Annotated in this window: 19 protein-coding genes; 13 read left to right on the forward strand and 6 right to left on the reverse strand. The window is 72.4% G+C overall.

The features are described 5' to 3' along the window. Positions 1-3 precede the first annotated feature (3 nt). Both ACZ4MF_RS13085 and ACZ4MF_RS13090 read right to left on the reverse strand, forming a co-directional pair. Positions 4-270, reverse strand: a complete 267-nt coding sequence (locus tag ACZ4MF_RS13085) for a hypothetical protein (RefSeq protein ID WP_467492093.1) — start codon at positions 268-270, stop codon at positions 4-6. Next, entirely contained in the window at positions 267-1,130 is an 864-nt protein-coding gene (locus ACZ4MF_RS13090) for an isocitrate lyase/PEP mutase family protein (protein ID WP_467492094.1), read from the reverse strand. The genes ACZ4MF_RS13085 and ACZ4MF_RS13090 overlap by 4 nt, the downstream gene beginning before the upstream one ends. 309 nt (positions 1,131-1,439) lie before the next feature. On the opposite strand from ACZ4MF_RS13090, the gene ACZ4MF_RS13095 reads away from it, so the two are divergent. Continuing rightward, positions 1,440-1,841 carry a VOC family protein gene (locus tag ACZ4MF_RS13095; RefSeq protein ID WP_467492095.1) on the forward strand — a complete coding sequence of 134 codons (402 nt, stop codon included), beginning with the start codon at positions 1,440-1,442 and terminating at the stop codon, positions 1,839-1,841. On the opposite strand, the gene ACZ4MF_RS13100 is transcribed toward ACZ4MF_RS13095, so the two are convergent. The 3 genes from ACZ4MF_RS13100 to ACZ4MF_RS13110 form a co-directional block, all read right to left on the reverse strand. Further along, a complete protein-coding gene (locus tag ACZ4MF_RS13100) occupies positions 1,824-2,510 on the reverse strand; it encodes a helix-turn-helix domain-containing protein (protein ID WP_467492096.1) in 687 nt (228 codons plus the stop codon). The genes ACZ4MF_RS13095 and ACZ4MF_RS13100 overlap by 18 nt on opposite strands. A 170-nt stretch (positions 2,511-2,680) precedes the next feature. Beyond that, on the reverse strand, positions 2,681-3,493 hold the full coding sequence (locus ACZ4MF_RS13105; protein WP_467492097.1) for a VC0807 family protein: 813 nt from the start codon (positions 3,491-3,493) through the stop codon (positions 2,681-2,683). A 180-nt stretch (positions 3,494-3,673) separates the two neighbouring features. Next, positions 3,674-4,630 carry an AraC family transcriptional regulator gene (locus ACZ4MF_RS13110; RefSeq protein WP_467492098.1) on the reverse strand — a complete coding sequence of 319 codons (957 nt, stop codon included), beginning with the start codon at positions 4,628-4,630 and terminating at the stop codon, positions 3,674-3,676. 81 nt (positions 4,631-4,711) lie between these two features. On the opposite strand from ACZ4MF_RS13110, the gene ACZ4MF_RS13115 reads away from it, so the two are divergent. Next, positions 4,712-5,575, forward strand: coding sequence for a Rossmann-fold NAD(P)-binding domain-containing protein (locus tag ACZ4MF_RS13115; RefSeq protein WP_467492099.1), 864 nt, complete (start codon positions 4,712-4,714; stop codon positions 5,573-5,575). A 77-nt stretch (positions 5,576-5,652) separates the two neighbouring features. Here the strand turns inward: ACZ4MF_RS13115 and ACZ4MF_RS13120 are convergent, their stop codons facing one another. Next, positions 5,653-6,963 carry a YihY/virulence factor BrkB family protein gene (locus tag ACZ4MF_RS13120; protein ID WP_467492100.1) on the reverse strand — a complete coding sequence of 437 codons (1,311 nt, stop codon included), beginning with the start codon at positions 6,961-6,963 and terminating at the stop codon, positions 5,653-5,655. A gap of 154 nt (positions 6,964-7,117) precedes the next feature. Here ACZ4MF_RS13120 and ACZ4MF_RS13125 point away from each other — a divergent pair, with 154 nt between their 5' ends. From ACZ4MF_RS13125 to ACZ4MF_RS13175, 11 genes are all read left to right on the forward strand, one after another. Beyond that, positions 7,118-8,755 (forward strand): acyl-CoA dehydrogenase family protein, encoded by a 1,638-nt coding sequence (locus ACZ4MF_RS13125; protein ID WP_467492101.1) that lies wholly within the window; start codon positions 7,118-7,120, stop codon positions 8,753-8,755. A gap of 310 nt (positions 8,756-9,065) precedes the next feature. Next, the gene (locus ACZ4MF_RS13130; RefSeq protein WP_467492102.1) at positions 9,066-10,352 is read left to right on the forward strand and encodes a GAF domain-containing protein; all 1,287 of its coding nucleotides are present in this window, start codon (positions 9,066-9,068) and stop codon (positions 10,350-10,352) included. A gap of 188 nt (positions 10,353-10,540) precedes the next feature. Further along, complete coding sequence (locus ACZ4MF_RS13135) at positions 10,541-11,872, forward strand: hypothetical protein (RefSeq protein ID WP_467492103.1); 1,332 nt, start codon at positions 10,541-10,543, stop codon at positions 11,870-11,872. 115 nt (positions 11,873-11,987) lie between these two features. After that, positions 11,988-12,563 carry a GNAT family N-acetyltransferase gene (locus ACZ4MF_RS13140; RefSeq protein ID WP_467492104.1) on the forward strand — a complete coding sequence of 192 codons (576 nt, stop codon included), beginning with the start codon at positions 11,988-11,990 and terminating at the stop codon, positions 12,561-12,563. Positions 12,564-12,727: 164 nt separating this feature from the next. Continuing rightward, positions 12,728-12,811 carry a putative leader peptide gene (locus tag ACZ4MF_RS13145; RefSeq protein ID WP_309486338.1) on the forward strand — a complete coding sequence of 28 codons (84 nt, stop codon included), beginning with the start codon at positions 12,728-12,730 and terminating at the stop codon, positions 12,809-12,811. A 126-nt stretch (positions 12,812-12,937) separates the two neighbouring features. Beyond that, complete coding sequence (locus ACZ4MF_RS13150; protein ID WP_467492105.1) at positions 12,938-14,638, forward strand: nitrite/sulfite reductase; 1,701 nt, start codon at positions 12,938-12,940, stop codon at positions 14,636-14,638. Next, positions 14,635-14,817, forward strand: coding sequence for a hypothetical protein (locus ACZ4MF_RS13155; protein WP_365871853.1), 183 nt, complete (start codon positions 14,635-14,637; stop codon positions 14,815-14,817). The genes ACZ4MF_RS13150 and ACZ4MF_RS13155 overlap by 4 nt, the downstream gene beginning before the upstream one ends. Continuing rightward, positions 14,814-15,524 (forward strand): phosphoadenylyl-sulfate reductase, encoded by a 711-nt coding sequence (locus ACZ4MF_RS13160; protein WP_467492106.1) that lies wholly within the window; start codon positions 14,814-14,816, stop codon positions 15,522-15,524. The genes ACZ4MF_RS13155 and ACZ4MF_RS13160 overlap by 4 nt, the downstream gene beginning before the upstream one ends. Further along, entirely contained in the window at positions 15,521-16,105 is a 585-nt protein-coding gene (cysC, locus tag ACZ4MF_RS13165; RefSeq protein ID WP_467492107.1) for an adenylyl-sulfate kinase, read from the forward strand. The genes ACZ4MF_RS13160 and cysC overlap by 4 nt, the downstream gene beginning before the upstream one ends. Before the next feature lie 118 nt (positions 16,106-16,223). After that, entirely contained in the window at positions 16,224-17,159 is a 936-nt protein-coding gene (cysD, locus tag ACZ4MF_RS13170; RefSeq protein WP_467492108.1) for a sulfate adenylyltransferase subunit CysD, read from the forward strand. Between the two features lie 2 nt (positions 17,160-17,161). Beyond that, on the forward strand, positions 17,162-18,496 hold the full coding sequence (locus tag ACZ4MF_RS13175) for a sulfate adenylyltransferase subunit 1 (protein WP_467492109.1): 1,335 nt from the start codon (positions 17,162-17,164) through the stop codon (positions 18,494-18,496). Positions 18,497-18,531 lie beyond the last annotated feature (35 nt).

The raw sequence follows: 18,531 nt of genomic DNA on the forward strand, positions 1-18,531 counted from the left end.
GGCTCAGTTCTGCCAGACCTCCCGGTGGTCGCTTCTGCCGCCGACCAGGGCCTCGATCGCGTCCACGGCGCTGCCGTCGTGGTCGCTGCCGGCCGTGCCCCTGCCGGTCTGGACGTTCGCCGTACGGTCGACCTCCAGCCAGGAGTCGGCACGGGAGTTGTCGATGACGGTGATCAGGCTGTCGGACGCGGCCGCGGGCGCCGCGCCGACGGCGGCCATCGCGGCGGCGAGGACCACCGCCCGCCTGAGCCCGGCCACGGCACCGCTCACACGCCCACGCCCTCGGAGGTGAGCCGCTCGGGAGCGATGTTGCGCTCCAGCAGGCTGGTGGAGGCCTTCACGCCGATGCCGCTCGCGGGGTCCACCTCGGGCAGCCGGCCGTCGGCCGCCTTCAGGTCGCCGAGTGCGCAGTCCACCGCCTCGTGCGCCGCGAACAGGCACGGAGTGCTGTAGATCGCCACGTCCACGCCGAGATCGCTCAGTTCGCCGAGGGAGAGGCGGGGCGACTTGCCGCCGGCGATCTGGTTGAACAGCAGGGGCTTGTCCCCCACGACCGTGCGGATGCGCTGGATCCATTCGACGCTGCGCACCCCGTCGACGAGGACCACATCGGCGTCGGTGGCGGCCAGCCGCTCGGCACGGTGCAGGATGTCGTGCTCGTCGGTGGCGTCCGTCCGGGCGACGACGACCAGGTCCTTGCGGGCCTCCAGAACCTTGTTCAGCTTCTCCAGGTACTCCCCCAGCGGCAGCACCTGCTTGCCGTCGGCGTGCCCGCAGCGGCGAGGCCGCTTCTGGTCCTCCAGGATCACCCCGGAGGCCCCGATGCGCTCCAGCCCCTCGACCACGTGACAGGCGACCTCGGGGTCGACGTAGCCGTCGTCGATGTCCACCAGCAGGTGGTGGTGCGGGAACGCGCCCCTCAGCCGCTGCACGAAGCCCACCATGTCGGGCCAGGCGATGAAACCGATGTCCGGCAGCCCGTAGTACGACGCCGCGAATCCGAAGCCCGAGACGAACATGCCGTCGTAGTGCTTGGCCGCGATCGACGCCGAGTACATGTCGTACACGCCGATCAGGGGTGTGGTCCCGGGCCCGGCGATGCGCTCGCGCAGCTGGTTTCCGTAGGTCAAGGTCCGGCTCCTTCTATGGGTGGGTGACGCGGAGCGGTCGGGCTACGCGTTCGACGCTCTTTACTAAAACCAAAGCTTCTCTAGATACTCACATGACCTTCCATGTACGCGAGCTTTACTCACCCCAATGGCGGAGTCGATTCACCGCAGAAACGTTGCTCGGGGGTGCGGAGCCGCCCAACTTCCTTGAAGCACGCACCCGGTGACCGTGGCCTCGAAGGCGGGAGGCTTGTGGGTGCACGGCTCGTCTTCTGCGTGGGTGGCCGATTTCTTCAAGACCGGCGGGCAGTGTCTTCCTACGGTGGACTCATGACTGCACGATTCGCCGTGATCGGGCTGGTGGCCTCCGACCTGGCCGCCTCGCTCGCCTTCTACCGCCGCCTCGGGCTCGTCTTCCCGCCCGGGTCCGAGGAACAGCCGCATGTCGAGGCCGAGTTGCCCGGCGGGCTGACGCTCGCACTGGACACCGAGGAGACCATTCGCTCCTTCCACTCCCGCTGGCGGCGGCCCCAGGGCGGCGGGCGCGTGGGGCTCGCCTTCCGCTGTGACTCCCCCGCCGAGGTCGACGCCGTGTACGAGGACCTCGTCGGCGCCGGACACCACGGGGAACTGAAGCCGTGGGACGCCTTCTGGGGGCAGCGGTACGCCACCGTGCACGACCCCGACGGCAACAGCGTCGACCTGTTCGCCCCGCTACCCGCCGCCGAGTAGCTCCCCGAGCGGCCGGCCTGCCAACTCCCGTACCTCGCGGGCGAGATGAGGCTGGTCCGCGTATCCCGCGCGGATCGCCGTCTCGACGTACGGCAGCCCGGAGCGGGCCAGCGCCAGCGCGCGTTGCAGGCGCAGGATGCGGGCCAGGGTTTTGGGCCCGTAGCCGAACGCGGTCAGGCTGCGGCGGTGCAGCGTGCGGGCCGCGAGACCGAGTTCGGCGGCCGTCGCGGACACCGGGCGGCCCTCGTCCAGGCGCTCCACCAGCCGGTGCAGCAGCGGGTCGGGGGCCTGCGCCCGCGCGGCCGCGGCCAGGGCGATCTCCTCCAGTGCCGTCGCAGGGTCGGGCGCCGCCTCGATGCGCTCGCGCAGCCGGCGGACCCGGGCGGCGGGCCAGAGATCCGCCAACTCCACGCGCAGGTCGCGCAGTTCGTACGCGGGTACGCCGAGGAGGGTGGGCGCGGTGCCGGGGAAGAAGCGGATTCCCGCCCAGGCACGGCCCGGGCCCTCGGGGGCGTAGGGGCGGGTGTCGGGTCCCGCGACCAGCAGCCGCCCCTCGCTCCACAGCAGGTCCATGCAGCCGTCGGGGAGCACCGCCCCGTTTCCGGATCTGCTCGGGGTGTGCGTCCAGACGACGGCGCCGGTCAGCCGGGAGGCCCGCTCCGCGTACACACGTGCCAGCCTACGTCGCCCACGGCGCCCGGCACGGTGCTGGGCGGCCGGGGCGATGCTCCGCCGGTGGGCTCAGGATCCGCGGTGGGCGCAAGCTCCGGCGGTGCCAGTGCCAGTGCCAGTGCCAGTGCCAGTGGCGGTGCCAGTGGCGGTGGCGGTGGCGGTGGCGGTCAGCTCGGGCGCCCGGTCCCGGGGAGCGCCGCCGCCGGGGTGCGTATGCCGGTGGTTTCGGAGCCGGGGGCGCCGAGCAGCGGGAGACCGTGGCGGGTGCGGAAGCGGCGCGCGTAGGCGGCGGTGGCCACGGCCGTCAGGGCCAGCAGGGACAGGGACGCGACGCGGGTGAGCAGGGGCACCGTGTCCGTGGGCAGCGTGGCGGCGGCGAGGGTGCCGAGGCCGCCGTCGAGCAGTTGCTCGGCGCCCCAGGCCAGGGTGAGGACGCGCAGGGCCCGGCGGAACTCGGCGGAGCCCTGCCAGAAACCGGCCCGCGCCCGGGCCGTCGGCCCCCGGTGCAGCCGCTGCCCCAGCTGGAAGGCGAGGGGCCTGCGGGTGAAGCCGGTGCCGAGCACCCAGATGCCGACCACGAGGGACAGCGCCGCGTCCTTGAACAGCAGGACCCGGGGACCGCCGCCGAGCAGGGTCACCAGCGCAGCGGCGCTCAAGAGCACCGTGAAGAACAGGTCCACCCCGTCGATCCGGCGGTGCCGGACCGCGCCGTACAGCAGACGCAGCGCGGGAGGTGCTCCGCTGAGCAGCAGCGCCGGAGCCTGGCCGGCACCGAGAGCGCGGGCGGCGTAGAAGACGACGAGCGGCAGCACGATGTCGAGGGCTGTTCCGAGGAGCGGCCCGTAGCCCGTGCCACCGGCCCGCGGCCCTGCCCGCGTCCCTGTCTTCGGCCCGGTCACCACCTCGGTCGCCGTGCCCGGCGCTGTGTTCGCCGCTGTGCCGGTTTCCGGCCGTCGTGCGTGCCGCGTCGCGTCCGCCATGTCCCGCACCTCCGCCGTCCCCTACGCCTTCTCGCCGGCCCGGATGCCGCTGCCGACCCGCGGAGAACGCTAGGCCCGAGGCGGTGCCGGGCGGATCGGAGCAGGGGTGGAGAGGCGGGTGGAGATCACCAGGACCGCGCCCCTTAAGGGACCCGCGCATCACAGGACGCTCGGCGCCGCTCAGACGCCCACTGCCGCGGCTGCCCGCCCCGCCCGGTGCTCCTGGGGGCTCACGCCGTAGACGCGCTTGAAGGCGGTGGAGAGGGCGAACGCGCTGCCGTAGCCGATCTGGCGGGCGATCGTGTCCAGGGTGAGGTCGGTGTCGCGCAGACGGTCGGCGGCGAGGGCGAGCCGCCAGCCGGTCAGGTAGGCCATCGGGGGTTCGCCCACGAGGCCGGTGAAGCGGCGGGCGAGGGCCGCGCGGGACACCCCGGCCTCGGCGGCGAGCGCGGCCACCGTCCACGGGTGGGCGGGATCGTCCTGGAGCAGGCGCAGCGCGCGGCCGACGACCGGGTCGGCCAGCGCCCGGTACCAGGCGGGGGCGGCCGCCTCCGGGCGGGAGAACCAGACCCGCAGGGCGCTGATGAGCAGCAGGTCCAGCAGGCGGTCCAGGACGACCTCCTGGCCCGGTGCGTCGCGGACGATCTCCTCCCCGAGCAGAGGCGTGAGCGGACAGTCCCACACGTCGGCGGGCAGGGTCAGCAGGGGCGGCAGGGCGTCGAGGAGACGGCCGTGGATCTCGCCGCGCATCAGGTAGGTGCCGATGAGCATGACCGTGGCTGCGTCGGGGCGGTCGCCCCAGGTGCGGACGCCGAGGTCCATGGAGCCGTTGAGGGAGGTGCCGTCGGGGCAGCGGCACTCGCCGCCGGGCAGGACGAGCGCCTGCGGTGCGGTGCCGGACGTGTCGCCGGCGGTGTACGGGTCGGGGCCGCGCGTGATCGCGAGGTCTCCCGGGCCGAGCCGCACCGGCACGCCGTCCGCGTCCGGGGTGATCCAGCAGGTGCCGCGTGCCATGAGCATCACGGTCAGCGGTGCCTCGTCCGCCACGCGGACGGCCCACGGCGGGTCGAAGCACGCCCGGATCATGAAGGCGCCACGCGCGCGTGGGCCGTCCAGCAGGCCTGCGAGTGCGTCCATGAAGGCAGCGTAGACGCCCGCTTATGGGAGTGAGCGGATCGGCGATGTTCCCTGGCGGGGCAGGGCAGTTGACTGACGGGCATGACCCAGAACACGGAACACGCGGAACACACGGATCGCACGAAGGTGTCGACGGTCGTCGTGACGGGGGCGTCCGGCCGTGCGGGGAGCCGGGTCGCGGCGGCGGCACGGGCGGCCGGCCTGACGGTCCGTGCCGCCACGCGCGCGCGTGGCTTCGACTGGCAGGACCGGTCGACCTGGGAGGCCGCGCTGCGTGGCGCCGACGCGGCTTATCTGGTGTACCCGCTGGACGTCGGTGCGCCGGACGCCCCCGAGGCGGTCGGCGGGCTCGCGCGGGAGGCGGTGCGGCTGGGCGCACGGCGGCTGGTGCTGCTGTCCGCGCGGGGTGAGGAGCAGGCCCGGCCGACGGAGCGGGCGCTCGCGGAGTCCGGGGCCGAGTGGACGGTCGTACGAGCTGCGTGGTTCGCGCAGAACTTCAGCGAGGGGCCGCTCGTCGAGGAGATACGGGCGGCCGGGGAGCTGGTGTTTCCGGGCGGAGCGGTGCGGGAGCCGTTCGTCGACGTGCGGGACGTCGCGGACGTCGCGGTGGCGGCGCTCACCGGCGGCGAGTGCTACGTGGGACGGACGCTGGAGGTGTCCGGGCCGCGGCTGCTGAGCTTCGGCGAGGCGGTCGCGGAGATCGCGGCGGCGACGGGACGGGAACTGGCGTATCGGGCGGTGTCGGCCCGCGACTACGGCGAGCGGATGGCCGCGTTCGGACTGCCGCCCGAGGAGGTGGAGTTCCTGGTCGAGCTGTTCGCCTCCCTGCTCGACGGCCACAACGCCCACTTGTCCGACGGCGTACGGCAGGTGCTGGGGCGCGAGCCACGGGACTTCGGTGACGTCGTACGGGAGGCCGCGGCGGACGGCGTGTGGAAGCCCTGAGCGGACTGGGAGGGCCGCCGCCTGCCCCCCCCGGCCCCGCCGCCTGCCCCCTGCCCGCCTGCTCTCCGGCGCGCTCCTCACTGCCCCTGCGGCGGCGCGCTCCCCGGCCCGTGTCCGCGCCCGTGGCCATGCCCCTGCCCCTCCCCCTCCCCCTGCCCCTGCCCCTGCCCCTGCCCCTGCCCCTGCCCCTGCCCCTGCTCCTGCCCCTGAGGACCCTGATCCTTCCCCGGACCCTGGCCCTTGTGCGGTTCCCCGCTCCCGTTGTGGGCATGGTGGTGGTGCGGGTTCTTGGCGTGGGTGCGCAGCCGGGCCGTGACGTCCTCCGGGGGGAGGAAGCGCGACCAGCGTTCGGGGAACTCGGAGGGCATCTCGGGGTCGTCGGGGTCGGTCTCGCGGGCCGCCGACGCCCAGGCGACGTACTCGGCGACCTGGGTTTCGCGGACCCGTTCGTTCGCCTCGCGGGCGGCGGCCGTGGCGGCGGCGGGCCAGACCCGGTCGATCGCCGCGTTCACGGCCGCGCCGACGAGGACGGCGAAGGCCGAGACGCCGATCCACAGCAGGACGGCGACGGCCGCGGCGAGGGAGCCGTAGATGGTGGCGCCCTCGATGGTGTGCACGAGGTAGATGCGCAGCAGGAAGCTGCCGAGGACCCACATGGCCAGGGCGACGAGGGCGCCCGGGACGTCCTCGATCCACGGCGAGCGGACCGGCACGGACACGTGGTACAGCGTCGTCAGGAAGGCGATGGACAGGAGGATGACGACAGGCCAGTACAGGACCTGCACCAGCGTCTCCGACCAGGGCACCACCCGCACCACGGCGTCCGGGCCCGCCACCATCAGCGGCAGTGCCACCGAGCCGATCAGCAGCGCCACGATGAACAGCAGGAACGACATCATGCGTGTCTTGACGATGCCCCGGACGCCGTCGAGGCCGTACATGACGGTGATGGTGTCGATGAAGACGTTCACCGCGCGGGAGCCGGACCACAGGGCGAACACGAAGCCGATGGAGATGATGTCGGGGCGGCCGCCCTTCATCACGTCGTGCAGTATCGGCTGGGTGATGTCCTTGACGCCCTTGTCGGACAGGACCGTCCGCGAGGCGTCGAGGATGTTGGTCTCCAGGCTCTGGATGCTGTGGGCGCCGGTCCAGGTGTCGACGTAGGCGAGCAGTCCGATGAGGCACAGCAGCAGGGGCGGCACGGACAGCAGCGTGAAGAACGCGGCCTCGGCCGCGAGGCCCAGGATGCGGTACTCCACGCAGGAGTTGACGGTGTCCTTGAGCAGCAGCCAGGCGGTCCTGCGCTTGGAGACGTTCCGGTAGAGGGCTCTGGCCCGGTGGAGGCGACCGGCGGGCCGCGTGGGGGGTTCACTTGCTGGCTGCACGACCCAAAGGTATCCGCAGCACCGGACCGGCCTCACCTTCCGGCCCGGTCGACCACGCTCCCCGGCCCGGTTGATCGGCCTCTGTCCCCCCGGTACGGGCCGCTGTGCCACGCTGGAGGCCATCACCAGCACCGTCCCGGATAGGTTCGCGATCATGGCAGGCACCTCCACCCACACCGTGACGAACCAGCCGCCCCCGCTGGCCGGATACGACGTGTTCACCGCCGACCGGGCGCTCGTGGCGGCCGTCGAGCGCCACACCGGTCCGGACGTGCTGGACGAGGTGAGCGAGGAGCTGTCCGTGCTGGGCCGTGCCGCCGGCTCGGCGCAGGTGCAGGAGTGGGGGGCGCGGGCGAACGAGAATCCGCCCCGGCTGCGCACTCATGACCGGTACGGCCACCGGATCGACGAGGTCGACTTCGACCCGGCCTGGCACCGGCTGCTCGGCAAGGGGGTGGGGGCGGGGCTGACGGCGGCCTGGACGCGGCCCGCGGGGCACGTGCGCCGGGCGGCCGCCTTCCTGGTCTGGACCCAGGTCGAGGCGGGCAACTGCTGCCCGTTGTCGATGACCCACGCGGCCGTGCCCGCGCTGCGGGCCGATCCGGAGCTGGCGGCGGAGTGGGTGCCGCGGCTGACGTCGACGGTCTACGACCGTGAGCTGCGGCCCGCCGCGCGGAAACCCGGCGCCCTTTTCGGCATGGCCATGACGGAGAAGCAGGGCGGCAGCGACGTACGGGCGAACACCACCGAGGCCCGGCCCCTCGCCGAGGCCGGGACGTACACGCTGACCGGGCACAAGTGGTTCTGCTCGGCGCCGATGTCCGACGGTTTCCTGGTGCTCGCGCAGGCCCCCGGCGGGCTGACCTGCTTCCTCGTGCCCCGGGTCCTCGCGGACGGCGTCCGGAACGTGTTTCTGCTCCAGCGGCTGAAGGACAAGCTGGGCAACCGGTCCAACGCCTCCGCCGAGGTCGAGTTCGACGGGACCTGGGCTCGCCGGGTCGGCGAGGAGGGGCGCGGGGTGCGGACCATCATCGACATGGTCGCCGCGACCCGGCTGGACTGCGCGCTCGGCTCGGCGGGACTGATGCGGCAGGCGGTGGCACAGGCCGTGCACCACTGCGCGTACCGGGAGGCGTTCGGCGCCGCGCTGATCGACAAGCCGCTGATGCGCAACGTCCTGGCCGACCTCGCCCTGGAGTCCGAGGCCGCGACCACGCTCGCGTTGCGGCTGGCGGCCGCCCACGACGACGGGAGCGAGCAGGAGCGCGCCTTCCTGCGGCTCGCGGTGCCGGCCGCCAAGTACTGGATCACCAAGCGCTGTACGCCCGTCGCGGTGGAGGCCGCGGAGTGCCTGGGCGGCAACGGTTACGTCGAGGAGTCCGGGCTGCCCCGGCTGGTGCGGGAGTCGCCGCTGAACTCCGTCTGGGAGGGCGCGGGAAACGTCCAGGCGCTGGACGTGCTCCGGGCGCTGCAGCGCGAGCCGGGTGCGCTGGACGCCTGCCTGACCGAGATCGGCCGCGCCCATGGCGCCGACCACCGGCTGGACCGGGCGGTGAAGGACCTGTTCACCGAACTCGCCGACCTGGACGGCGTCGAGGCCCGCGCCCGCCGCCTGGTGGAGCGTCTCGCGCTGGTCCTCCAGGGTTCTCTCCTGGTCCGTCACGCCCCACCGGAGGTCTCCGACGCCTTCTGCGCTTCCCGTCTCGGCGGCGACCACGGAGCGAGCTTCGGCACCCTGCCGACGGGCCTGGACCTGACGGCGATCGTGGAACGAGCGCGTCCCGTGCCGTGAAAAGGGCGCCGACGTGGGGCGCGACGCCGGCCGACCCTCCCGAGGGACGGGGTGGTGCTGCGCCGACACGGCACCACCCCGGGGGTCAAGTCTCGGCCACCTTCGATAAGTTCACCAGGGTTGCAAGGGGTTGCAACTTGTTGGCTCACGTGTGCGGAGTATGCGCCTCCGCCATACGTCTCGGGGCAGTATGTGGGGGCGCAGCCGGGCCGGAAACCGCCGCCGAGCCGGCTTGACATGCGTGTTCGAAGACCTTTTCCGGGCCCCTTCGGGCCCTTTTCCCGGGAGGACCCCAGTGGTGAACCCGCCGATGAACGTGGCGCGCCTGGCCGCCGTGGACGCGGCGCAGGCGGCGCGCGTGCTGAACGAGGTGCGCGAGGCCACGCTCGCCGGTCACCGTGCGCGGATCGCGCCGCGGCCGGTGATCGAGCAGTCCTGGGGGCGCATGCTGCGCAGCGGCGTGGACCCCGACCACGACTTCCGGTCGGGGCTGCTGCCGTCGGACGAAGTGCGGCGCCGGCGCGAGGAGTCGCCGCTGCGGCACGTGCTGCCGGTGTTGCGCGAGGGTCTGCTTTCGGTCGCGGACGTCGCCCAGCACATCATGGTCGTCGCGGACGCGGAGGGACGGGTGCTGTGGCGGGAGGGCGCCCCGCCGGTGCTGCGCAAGGCGGACGGCCTCGGTTTTGAACTCGGCGCGGACTGGCGTGAAGACGTCGTCGGCACGAACGGCGTGGGCACCCCGGCGGTGGTGCGCCGGCCCGTACAGGTCTTCGCCGCCGAGCACTTCGTACGCTCCCACGCCTCCTGGACGTGTACGGGCGCGCCGATCACCGACCCCCGGGACGGCCGGCTGATCGGTGTCGTGGACGTCAGCGGCCCGCTGGAGACGATGCATCCGGCGACGCTGGCCTGGGTGGACTCGGTGGCCAAACTGGCCGAGGCGCGCCTGCGGGAACTGCATCTGGACTCGCTGGAACGGCTGCGGGCGGTGGCGGCTCCGCTGCTGGCCCGGTTGGACGGCCGGGCGCTGGTGGTGGACCGCGACGGCTGGTCGGCGGCGGTGTCCGGGATGCCGTACGTACGGCGGGTCGCGCTGCCCAAGTCGCTCGCGCCGGGCCTGCGGTGGCTGCCCTCGCTGGGTTCGTGCGCGGTGGAGCCGCTGGCCGGGGGCTGGCTGCTGCGGGCGGCGGACGAGCCCGCGGCCACGGCGACCCGGCTCGTGCTGGACCTCGCCAGGCCCTGGCGCAGCACGCTGACGGTGAGTGGTTCGGCTGGGTCCTGGTCGCGTGAACTCAGTCCCCGGCACGCGGAATTGATCTATCTGCTCGCCGAGCACCGTTCCGGCCGGGGTGCGGCGGCGCTCGCCGGGGACCTGTTCGGGGATCCCTCACGCACGGTGACGGTGCGAGCCGAGATGTCGCGGATCCGGCGGTACCTCGGGGAACTTCTCCAGCATCGACCGTATCGTTTCCGCGAGGACGTGGAAACGGCGGTGTTGCTCCCCGACGACCCTCGTGACCTGCTGATTTCTTCGACGGCGCCGGCGATCTCGCGTCGCCGGACGACTCTCGGAGGCACACGGCCCGCCGCCCCTTGACGATGTCCTGCGCGTAATTGCGGGGTCTTCGCCCTGCGCGGGCCGTTACTGCCGTAGCATCCTGTCAGGGCCTCCCCGGCTGCGCCAGGCGTCAACGTACGGACCACCAGGCACAGTTGGCCCGCCTCGGCCCGTACCGGGCCACCGAGGCACCTCGGAGGCGAAGGAGCCCTGAAAGAGGGGACGAGATGAAGCATCGCGGCAGACACCGCCGGCGCAGACGCGGCGCCGCGCTGCGCGCGGTCCTGGCCGGGACCGCGCTGGCGCTCACCGCGGCCGCGACCCTGATCAGCGCCTCCCAGGCGGATGTCACCGACAGCCCCGGCGCGCTCAAGCCGCTCTCCTCCCCCGCCGACACCGGTCGGCTGCGCCTGCAGGAACATCTCGTCCCCGCCGGCACCCTGGACCGGCTGTCCGCGTCGATGGGCACCCCGGTCGGCGTGGCCGACGTCCTCGCGAGCGCCGACCGCGACATGAACGAGTCCGCCCGCTGCTCCTCCGCCGACCGCTCCTCCCTGCCCGTCGCCCCGGCCGTCGCCCGCGCCTACTGCTGGGACCCGGCGGATGCCGCGACCGCCTGGCGGCCGGCATCGGTGACGACCTCCGGGGACGCCGACGACGACGGCGTCTGGGGCACGCACCGGGTGCTCCTCGCGGGCTGGACCCACAGCACCACCGCCGGCCGCGCCGCGGAGCGCGGCCTCGCCCGGGTCGCCTTCGTGAACGCCGACGACCCCGCCCGCCTCACCTACCGCTGGGTGCTGCTGGTGGTGCCGGTCGACGGCGGCCGGAACTACCGGGGCCTGGTCTCCGGGGTCTCCGGCATGGTCTGGTACCAGGACAAGCTGCTGGTCACCGCGAGGAGCGGCGGCGCCGACGCGCTCTATGTCTACGACCTCGACCGCATCCAGCGCACCGACGTCGACGGGCCCGCGATCGGCCGGGTGCCCGGCGGCTGGTCCGCGGACGGCTACCGGTACGTGATGCCCGCGGTCGGCTCCTACCGCTTCACCGCCGGGCGCTGCGCCGCCGACGGGCCGCCGTGCGCCGGCGCGCTCGCCCTGGACCGGAGCACGGCTCCCGACAGCCTGGTCGCCGCGGAGTGGACGGCGCCCGGCGGCGATCACCCGGCCCGGCTGTGGCGGTACGCCTTCAGCACGGATCCCGGACGCGGCGGGCTGCTCGCCACGGACGCCGCGGGCGGGGTGAACGCGGTGGAGGAGTACCGGACCCGGGCGGCCGGGATCCGGGGCGTGCTGTCGTACCGGGAGCCCGGCGCGACCCGTCCGTCCTGGTATGTGGGACGCCTGCCCGGCTCGCGGGACGGACACGGCGGGCTGTGGCGGCAGGACCTCACGGGTGCGAGGGCGGCCCAGTGCGGGGCGGACGCCTCGCACCGCTGCTGGGCCGAGGAGGCGGGCTCGCTGTCGTACTGGCAGGAGACCGGCGAGGTCTGGTCGCTGTCGGACCGGATGCTCTTCGCCCTGCCGCTGGCCGACCTGGACCGCTCGTCGGACTGATCCCGCACCCCGGATCCGCGGCGGCGGGCCGCTGCCGGAGTGAGCTCCCCCCTCGCCGCACGCGGGGTGACCAGGTCGATCGACAGATCCGCGGCGGGATGATTCCCTGGCCCGCATGAGCAGCGTCCCCGTCACCACCTGGTCCCTGGAGCAGACGTCCCCGGCCGATCTCCTGCCCGCCGCCGCACCGGAGGGCGACGACGTCCGGATCGTCCGCGCCGCGGCCCCCTCCCCCGAGTTCAGCCGCTTCCTGTACGCCTCGGTCGGCGGCGACATCCGCTGGACCGACCGGCTGAGCTGGCCGTACACCGTGTGGCAGGAGTACCTGTCGCGGCCCGGGGTGGAGACCTGGGTGGCCTACGACCGCGGTACGCCCGCCGGTTACGTGGAGCTGGCGGCACAGGACGAGGGCGTGGTGGAGATCGTCTACTTCGGGCTGATCCCCGCCTTCCGCGGCCGGCGCATCGGCGGCCATCTGCTGTCGTACGGCACGGCCCGCGCGTGGGACCTGGCGGAGCGGTGGCCGGGGCGGGCGCCGACGAAGCGGGTGTGGCTGCACACGTGCAGCAAGGACGGCGAGTTCGCCATGGACAACTACCGGCGGCGGGGCTTCACGCTGTTCGACACGAAGGTCGAGCTGGAGCCGGAGACGGCGACGCCCGGTCCGTGGCCGGGGGCGTACCCCGCCTGAGCCCGTCCGGCGCCCGTACCTCCGCATACCCGGCCCGACCTGCCGGGACAAGCCTTCGGCGGCGCATGTGAGCGACGACACCCGTGTTCCATATTTCGGGACAAGGATGTCCGCATGATGGATAAAGCTGGACTGTGTCCAGATCGCCGTGACACGCTTCCGTCATGTCTGGAACTGGAATTGCCTTGGTGAGTCGGCGGCACGTCGACCTCGGCCGCATGTCCAGCGCCATCTGTCCGGCGAGCTGAGCCCACCAGCACCGCCGCACTTCCCCGCACCTGATTTCTGCCGCGCAATGCCGCGCGAGCATGCCCGCATGCGCGCTCATGCGCAGGTCAGAGCCCCTTCCCGTCTGTCCCGAAGGACGTAGAACCATGGCCGCCACCCCACAGAACCCCGCCGCCTCCGCGCCGCGCCGCAAGGTGAGCCGTCACCGCGGCGAGGGTCAGTGGGCCGCGGGGCACTTCACCCCGCTCAACGGGAACGAGCAGGTCAAGAAGGACGACGACGGTCTCAATGTGCGGACACGCATTGAGACGATCTATTCCAAGCGCGGTTTCGACTCGATCGACCCGAGCGATCTGCGCGGCCGGATGCGCTGGTGGGGTCTGTACACCCAGCGCAAGCCCGGGATCGACGGCGGCAAGACCGCGGTGCTGGAGCCGGAGGAGCTGGACGACCGCTACTTCATGATGCGGGTGCGCATCGACGGCGGCGCCCTCACCACGCGGCAGCTGCGCGTGATCGGCGAGATCTCGCAGGAGTTCGCGCGCGGCACCGCCGACATCACCGACCGGCAGAACGTCCAGTACCACTGGATCCAGATCGAGAACGTGCCCGAGATCTGGGAGCGGCTGGAGGGCGTGGGCCTGTCCACCGTGACCGCCTGCGGCGACACCCCGCGCGTGATGATCGGCTCCCCGGTGGCGGGCATCGCCGAGGACGAGATCATCGACGCCACCCCGGCGCTGGAGGAGATGAAGCGCCGGGTCCTGAACAACCCGGCGTACTCGAACCTCCCCCGCAAGTTCAAGACGGCCATCTCCGGCTCGCCGCTGATGGACGTCGTGCACGAGATCAACGACGTGGCCTTCGTCGGCGTACGGCACCCCGAGCACGGCCCGGGCTTCGACGTCTGGGTCGGCGGCGGTCTGTCCACCAACCCCAAGCTGGGCGTGCGGCTCGGCGCCTGGGTTCCGCTGGAGGAGGTCGCGGACGTCCACGAGGGCGTCGTCTCGATCTTCCGTGACTACGGCTACCGACGGCTGCGCAACCGCGCCCGGCTGAAGTTCCTCGTCGCGGACTGGGGCGCGGAGAAGTTCCGTCAGGTGCTGGAGGACGAGTACCTGGGCGGGCGCAAGCTGATCGACGGGCCCGCCCCCGAGCAGCCGGCCCAGCAGTGGCGCGACCACATCGGCGTGCACCGGCAGAAGGACGGCCGGTTCTACGTCGGTTTCGCCCCGCGGGTCGGCCGGGTCGACGGCGCCACGCTGACGAAGATCGCCGACCTCGCCGAGGCGCACGGCTCCGGCCGGGTCCGCACCACGGTCGAGCAGAAGATGATCGTCCTCGACGTCGACGAGGACAAGGTCGAGTCGCTGGTCGAAGGGCTCGACGCGCTGGACCTCACCGCCCGGCCGTCCTCCTTCCGGCGCGGCACCATGGCCTGCACCGGCATCGAGTTCTGCAAGCTCGCGATCGTCGAGACCAAGCAGCGCGGCTCGACGCTGATCGACGAACTGGAGCGCCGTCTGCCCGACTTCGACGAGCCGCTCACCATCAACCTCAACGGCTGCCCGAACGCCTGCGCCCGGATCCAGGTCGCGGACATCGGCCTCAAGGGCCAGCTGATCCTGAACGACCGGGGCGAGCAGGTCGAGGGCTACCAGGTGCACCTCGGCGGCGCCCTCGGTCTGGAGGCCGGCTTCGGCCGCAAGGTGCGCGGCCTGAAGGTCACCGCGGAGGAACTGCCCGACTACATCGAGCGGGTGCTGAAGCGCTTCCAGGCCGAGCGCGAGAACGGCGAGCGGTTCGCCGCCTGGGCCGTCCGCGCCTCCGAGGAGGCACTGTCATGAGCGAGCGCGCCGCGCCTTTCTACTGCCCCTACTGCGGTGACGAGGACCTGCGGCCGCACGAGGAGGGTCACGGCGCCTGGGAATGCGGGGCGTGCAACCGCGCATTCCAGCTGAAGTTCCTCGGGCTGCTGGCCCGGGGACTCCAGCGAGCCGACCACGGAGGGGACGAGCGGATATGACGACGGCTCAGGACCAGCGTACCGCCGAGGAGTTGAAGGCGCTCGCCGAGCAGGCGGGCCGGGACCTGGAGGACGCCTCCGCGCTGGAGATCCTCCAGTGGGCGGTGGACATCTTCGGCCCCGGCTTCTGCGTCACCTCGTCCATGGAGGACGCGGTGGTCGCCCATCTCGCCTCCCGGGTGCGCAGGGGCGTGGATGTCGTCTTCCTCGACACCGGCTACCACTTCGAGGAGACCATCGGCACCCGGGACGCCGTCGAGGCCGTGATGGACGTCAACGTCATCACGCTCACCCCGAGGCAGACGGTCGCCGAGCAGGACGCCGAGTACGGACCGAAGCTGCACGACCGCGACCCCGACCTGTGCTGCGCCCTGCGCAAGGTGCGGCCGCTGGAGGAGGGCCTGAAGGGCTACCGGGCCTGGGCGACCGGCCTGCGCCGCGACGAGTCCCCGACCCGGGCGAACACCCCGGTGGTCGGCTGGGACGAGAAGCGGCAGAAGGTCAAGATCTCCCCGATCGCCCGCTGGACGCAGGACGACGTGGACGCCTACGTCGCCGAACACGGCGTCCTCACCAACCCGTTGCTGACGGACGGCTACGCCTCCATCGGCTGCGCCCCCTGCACCCGCCGGGTCCTCGCGGGCGAGGACGCGCGGGCCGGCCGCTGGGCGGGCCGCGCCAAGACCGAGTGCGGACTGCACGGATGACGAACGACTCGAACGACTCGAACGACTCGACCCAGGAGAACCACGTGACGACCGGAGCCACCGTCTGGCTCACGGGTCTGCCGAGCGCAGGCAAGACCACCATCGCGTACGAGCTGGCCGGCCGGCTGCGCGGCGAGGGCCACCGCGTCGAGGTGCTCGACGGCGACGAGATCCGCGAGTTCGTCTCGGCCGGCCTCGGCTTCAGCCGCGCGGACCGGCACACCAACGTGCAGCGCATCGGCTTCGTCGCCGAACTGCTCGCCCGCAACGGCGTCACGGCGCTGGTGCCGGTGATCGCGCCGTACGCGGACAGCCGGGAGGCGGTGCGCAAGCGGCACGCCGAGAACACCACGCCGTACCTGGAGATCCACGTGGCGACCCCGGTCGACGTGTGCAGCGTCCGCGACGTGAAGGGGCTGTACGCCAAGCAGGCCGCGGGCGAGCTGACCGGGCTCACCGGGGTCGACGACCCCTACGAGGAGCCCGAGACCCCGGATCTGCGGATCGAGTCGCACCACCAGACCGTGCAGGAGTCCGCGGCTTCCGTGTACGCCCTGCTGAGCGAGAGGGGACTGCTGTGAGCGACGCGCGCGCGGCCACTCAGCCGCAGCCGACGACAGTGGCCGCACCTCTGCGCCGCGCGAGCGGAGATGGGGGTGCCCCCGGACGGAGTCTGGGGGAGAACGAAAGGGGCGCAGCATGACGACGGTCGCCACGGTGAAGGACGGTACGGGCAGCCCGTACGCCCTGTCGCATCTGGACGCGCTGGAGTCCGAGGCGGTGCACATCTTCCGTGAGGTGGCGGGCGAGTTCGAGAACCCGGTGATCCTGTTCTCCGGGGGCAAGGACTCCATCGTCATGCTGCACCTGGCGCTGAAGGCGTTCGCGCCGGCCGCGGTGCCGTTCTCGCTGCTGCATGTGGACACGGGACACAACTTCCCGGAGGTCCTTGAGTACCGGGACCGTGTGGTGGCCGCCCATGGGCTGCGCCTCCATGTGGCCTCCGTCCAGGACTACATCGACCAGGGTGTGCTGAAGGAACGTCCCGACGGCACTCGTAACCCGCTGCAGACGCTGCCGCTGACGGAGAAGATCCAGAGCGAGAAGTTCGACGCGGTCTTCGGCGGCGGGCGCCGTGACGAGGAGAAGGCGCGCGCCAAGGAGCGGGTGTTCTCGCTGCGCGACGAGTTCTCCCAGTGGGACCCGCGCCGCCAGCGCCCCGAGCTGTGGAATCTGTACAACGGCCGGCACGCCCCGGGCGAGCACGTCCGGGTCTTCCCGCTGTCCAACTGGACCGAGCTGGACGTGTGGCAGTACATCGAACGCGAGGGCATCGAGCTGCCGCAGATCTACTTCGCGCACGAGCGCGAGGTGTTCGCGCGCTCCGGCATGTGGCTGACCGCCGGTGAGTGGGGCGGTCCGAAGGACGGCGAGAGGGTCGAGAAGCGGCTCGTGCGCTACCGGACCGTCGGTGACATGTCCTGCACCGGTGCCGTCGACTCCGACGCCACCACGCTGGACGCCGTGATCGCCGAGATCGCCGCCTCCCGGCTCACCGAGCGGGGCGCGACCCGCGCCGACGACAAGCTGTCCGAGGCCGCGATGGAAGACCGCAAGCGCGAGGGGTACTTCTAGCCATGAGCACGACCACGACCGAGGCGCTCTCGGCCACCACCCTGCTGCGGTTCGCCACCGCCGGCTCCGTCGACGACGGCAAGTCCACCCTGGTGGGACGGCTGCTGCACGACTCCAAGTCGGTCCTCGCCGACCAGCTGGAGGCCGTGGAGCGTGCCTCCGCGAGCCGCGGCCAGGACGCGCCGGACCTCGCCCTGCTCACCGACGGCCTGCGCGCCGAGCGGGAGCAGGGCATCACGATCGACGTGGCGTACCGCTACTTCGCCACGCCCCGGCGCCGGTTCATCCTGGCCGACACGCCCGGCCATGTGCAGTACACGCGGAACATGGTCACCGGCGCCTCCACGGCCGAGCTGACGGTGATCCTCGTCGACGCCCGCAACGGCGTGGTCGAGCAGACCCGCCGGCACGCGGCGATCGCCGCGCTGCTGCGCGTGCCGCACGTGGTCCTCGCGGTCAACAAGATGGACCTCGTCGCCTACGAGGAGGCGGTGTTCGCGTCGATCGCCGAGGAGTTCACGGCGTACGCGACCGAGCTGGGCGTCCCCGAGGTCACCGCCATCCCGATCTCGGCGCTCGCCGGTGACAACGTGGTGGAGCCGTCCGCGAACATGGACTGGTACGGCGGCCCGACCGTCCTGGAGCACCTGGAGACCGTGCCGGTCAGCCATGACCTGGCGCACTGCCACGCCCGGCTGCCCGTGCAGTACGTGATCCGGCCGCAGACCGCCGCACACCCGGACTACCGGGGCTACGCGGGCCAGATCGCGGCCGGCACCTTCCGGGTCGGCGAACAGGTCACGATCCTGCCGTCCGGCCGGACCACGAGGATCTCCGGCATCGACCTGCTGGGCGAGCCGGTCGACGTGGCATGGACGACGCAGTCGGTGACCCTGCTGCTCCAGGACGACGTCGACGTCTCGCGCGGCGACCTCATCGTGCCGACCAAGGACGCGCCGGCCACCACCCAGGACGTGGACGCGACCGTCTGCCACGTGGCCGACGCGCCGCTGACCGTCGGGCACCGGGTGCTGCTCAAGCACGGCACCCGCACGGTCAAGGCGATCGTGAAGGACATCCCGTCCCGACTCACGCTCGACGACCTGTCCCTGCACCCGCACCCGGGACAGCTCGTCGCCAACGACATCGGCCGGGTGAAGATCCGTACCGCCGAGCCGCTGCCGGTCGACTCCTACGCCGACTCGCGCCGCACCGGCTCCTTCATCCTGATCGACCCGGCCGACGGCACCACGCTCACCGCGGGCATGGTCGGCGAGTCGTTCGCGGCCCCGGAACCGGTCAAGGACCGGGCCGACGAGGACGGATGGGACTTCTGACCATGAACTCCCCCGACGTGTACTCGACGTTCGCC

The sequence above is a fragment of the Streptomyces sp. NPDC025793 genome (assembly GCF_055558375.1).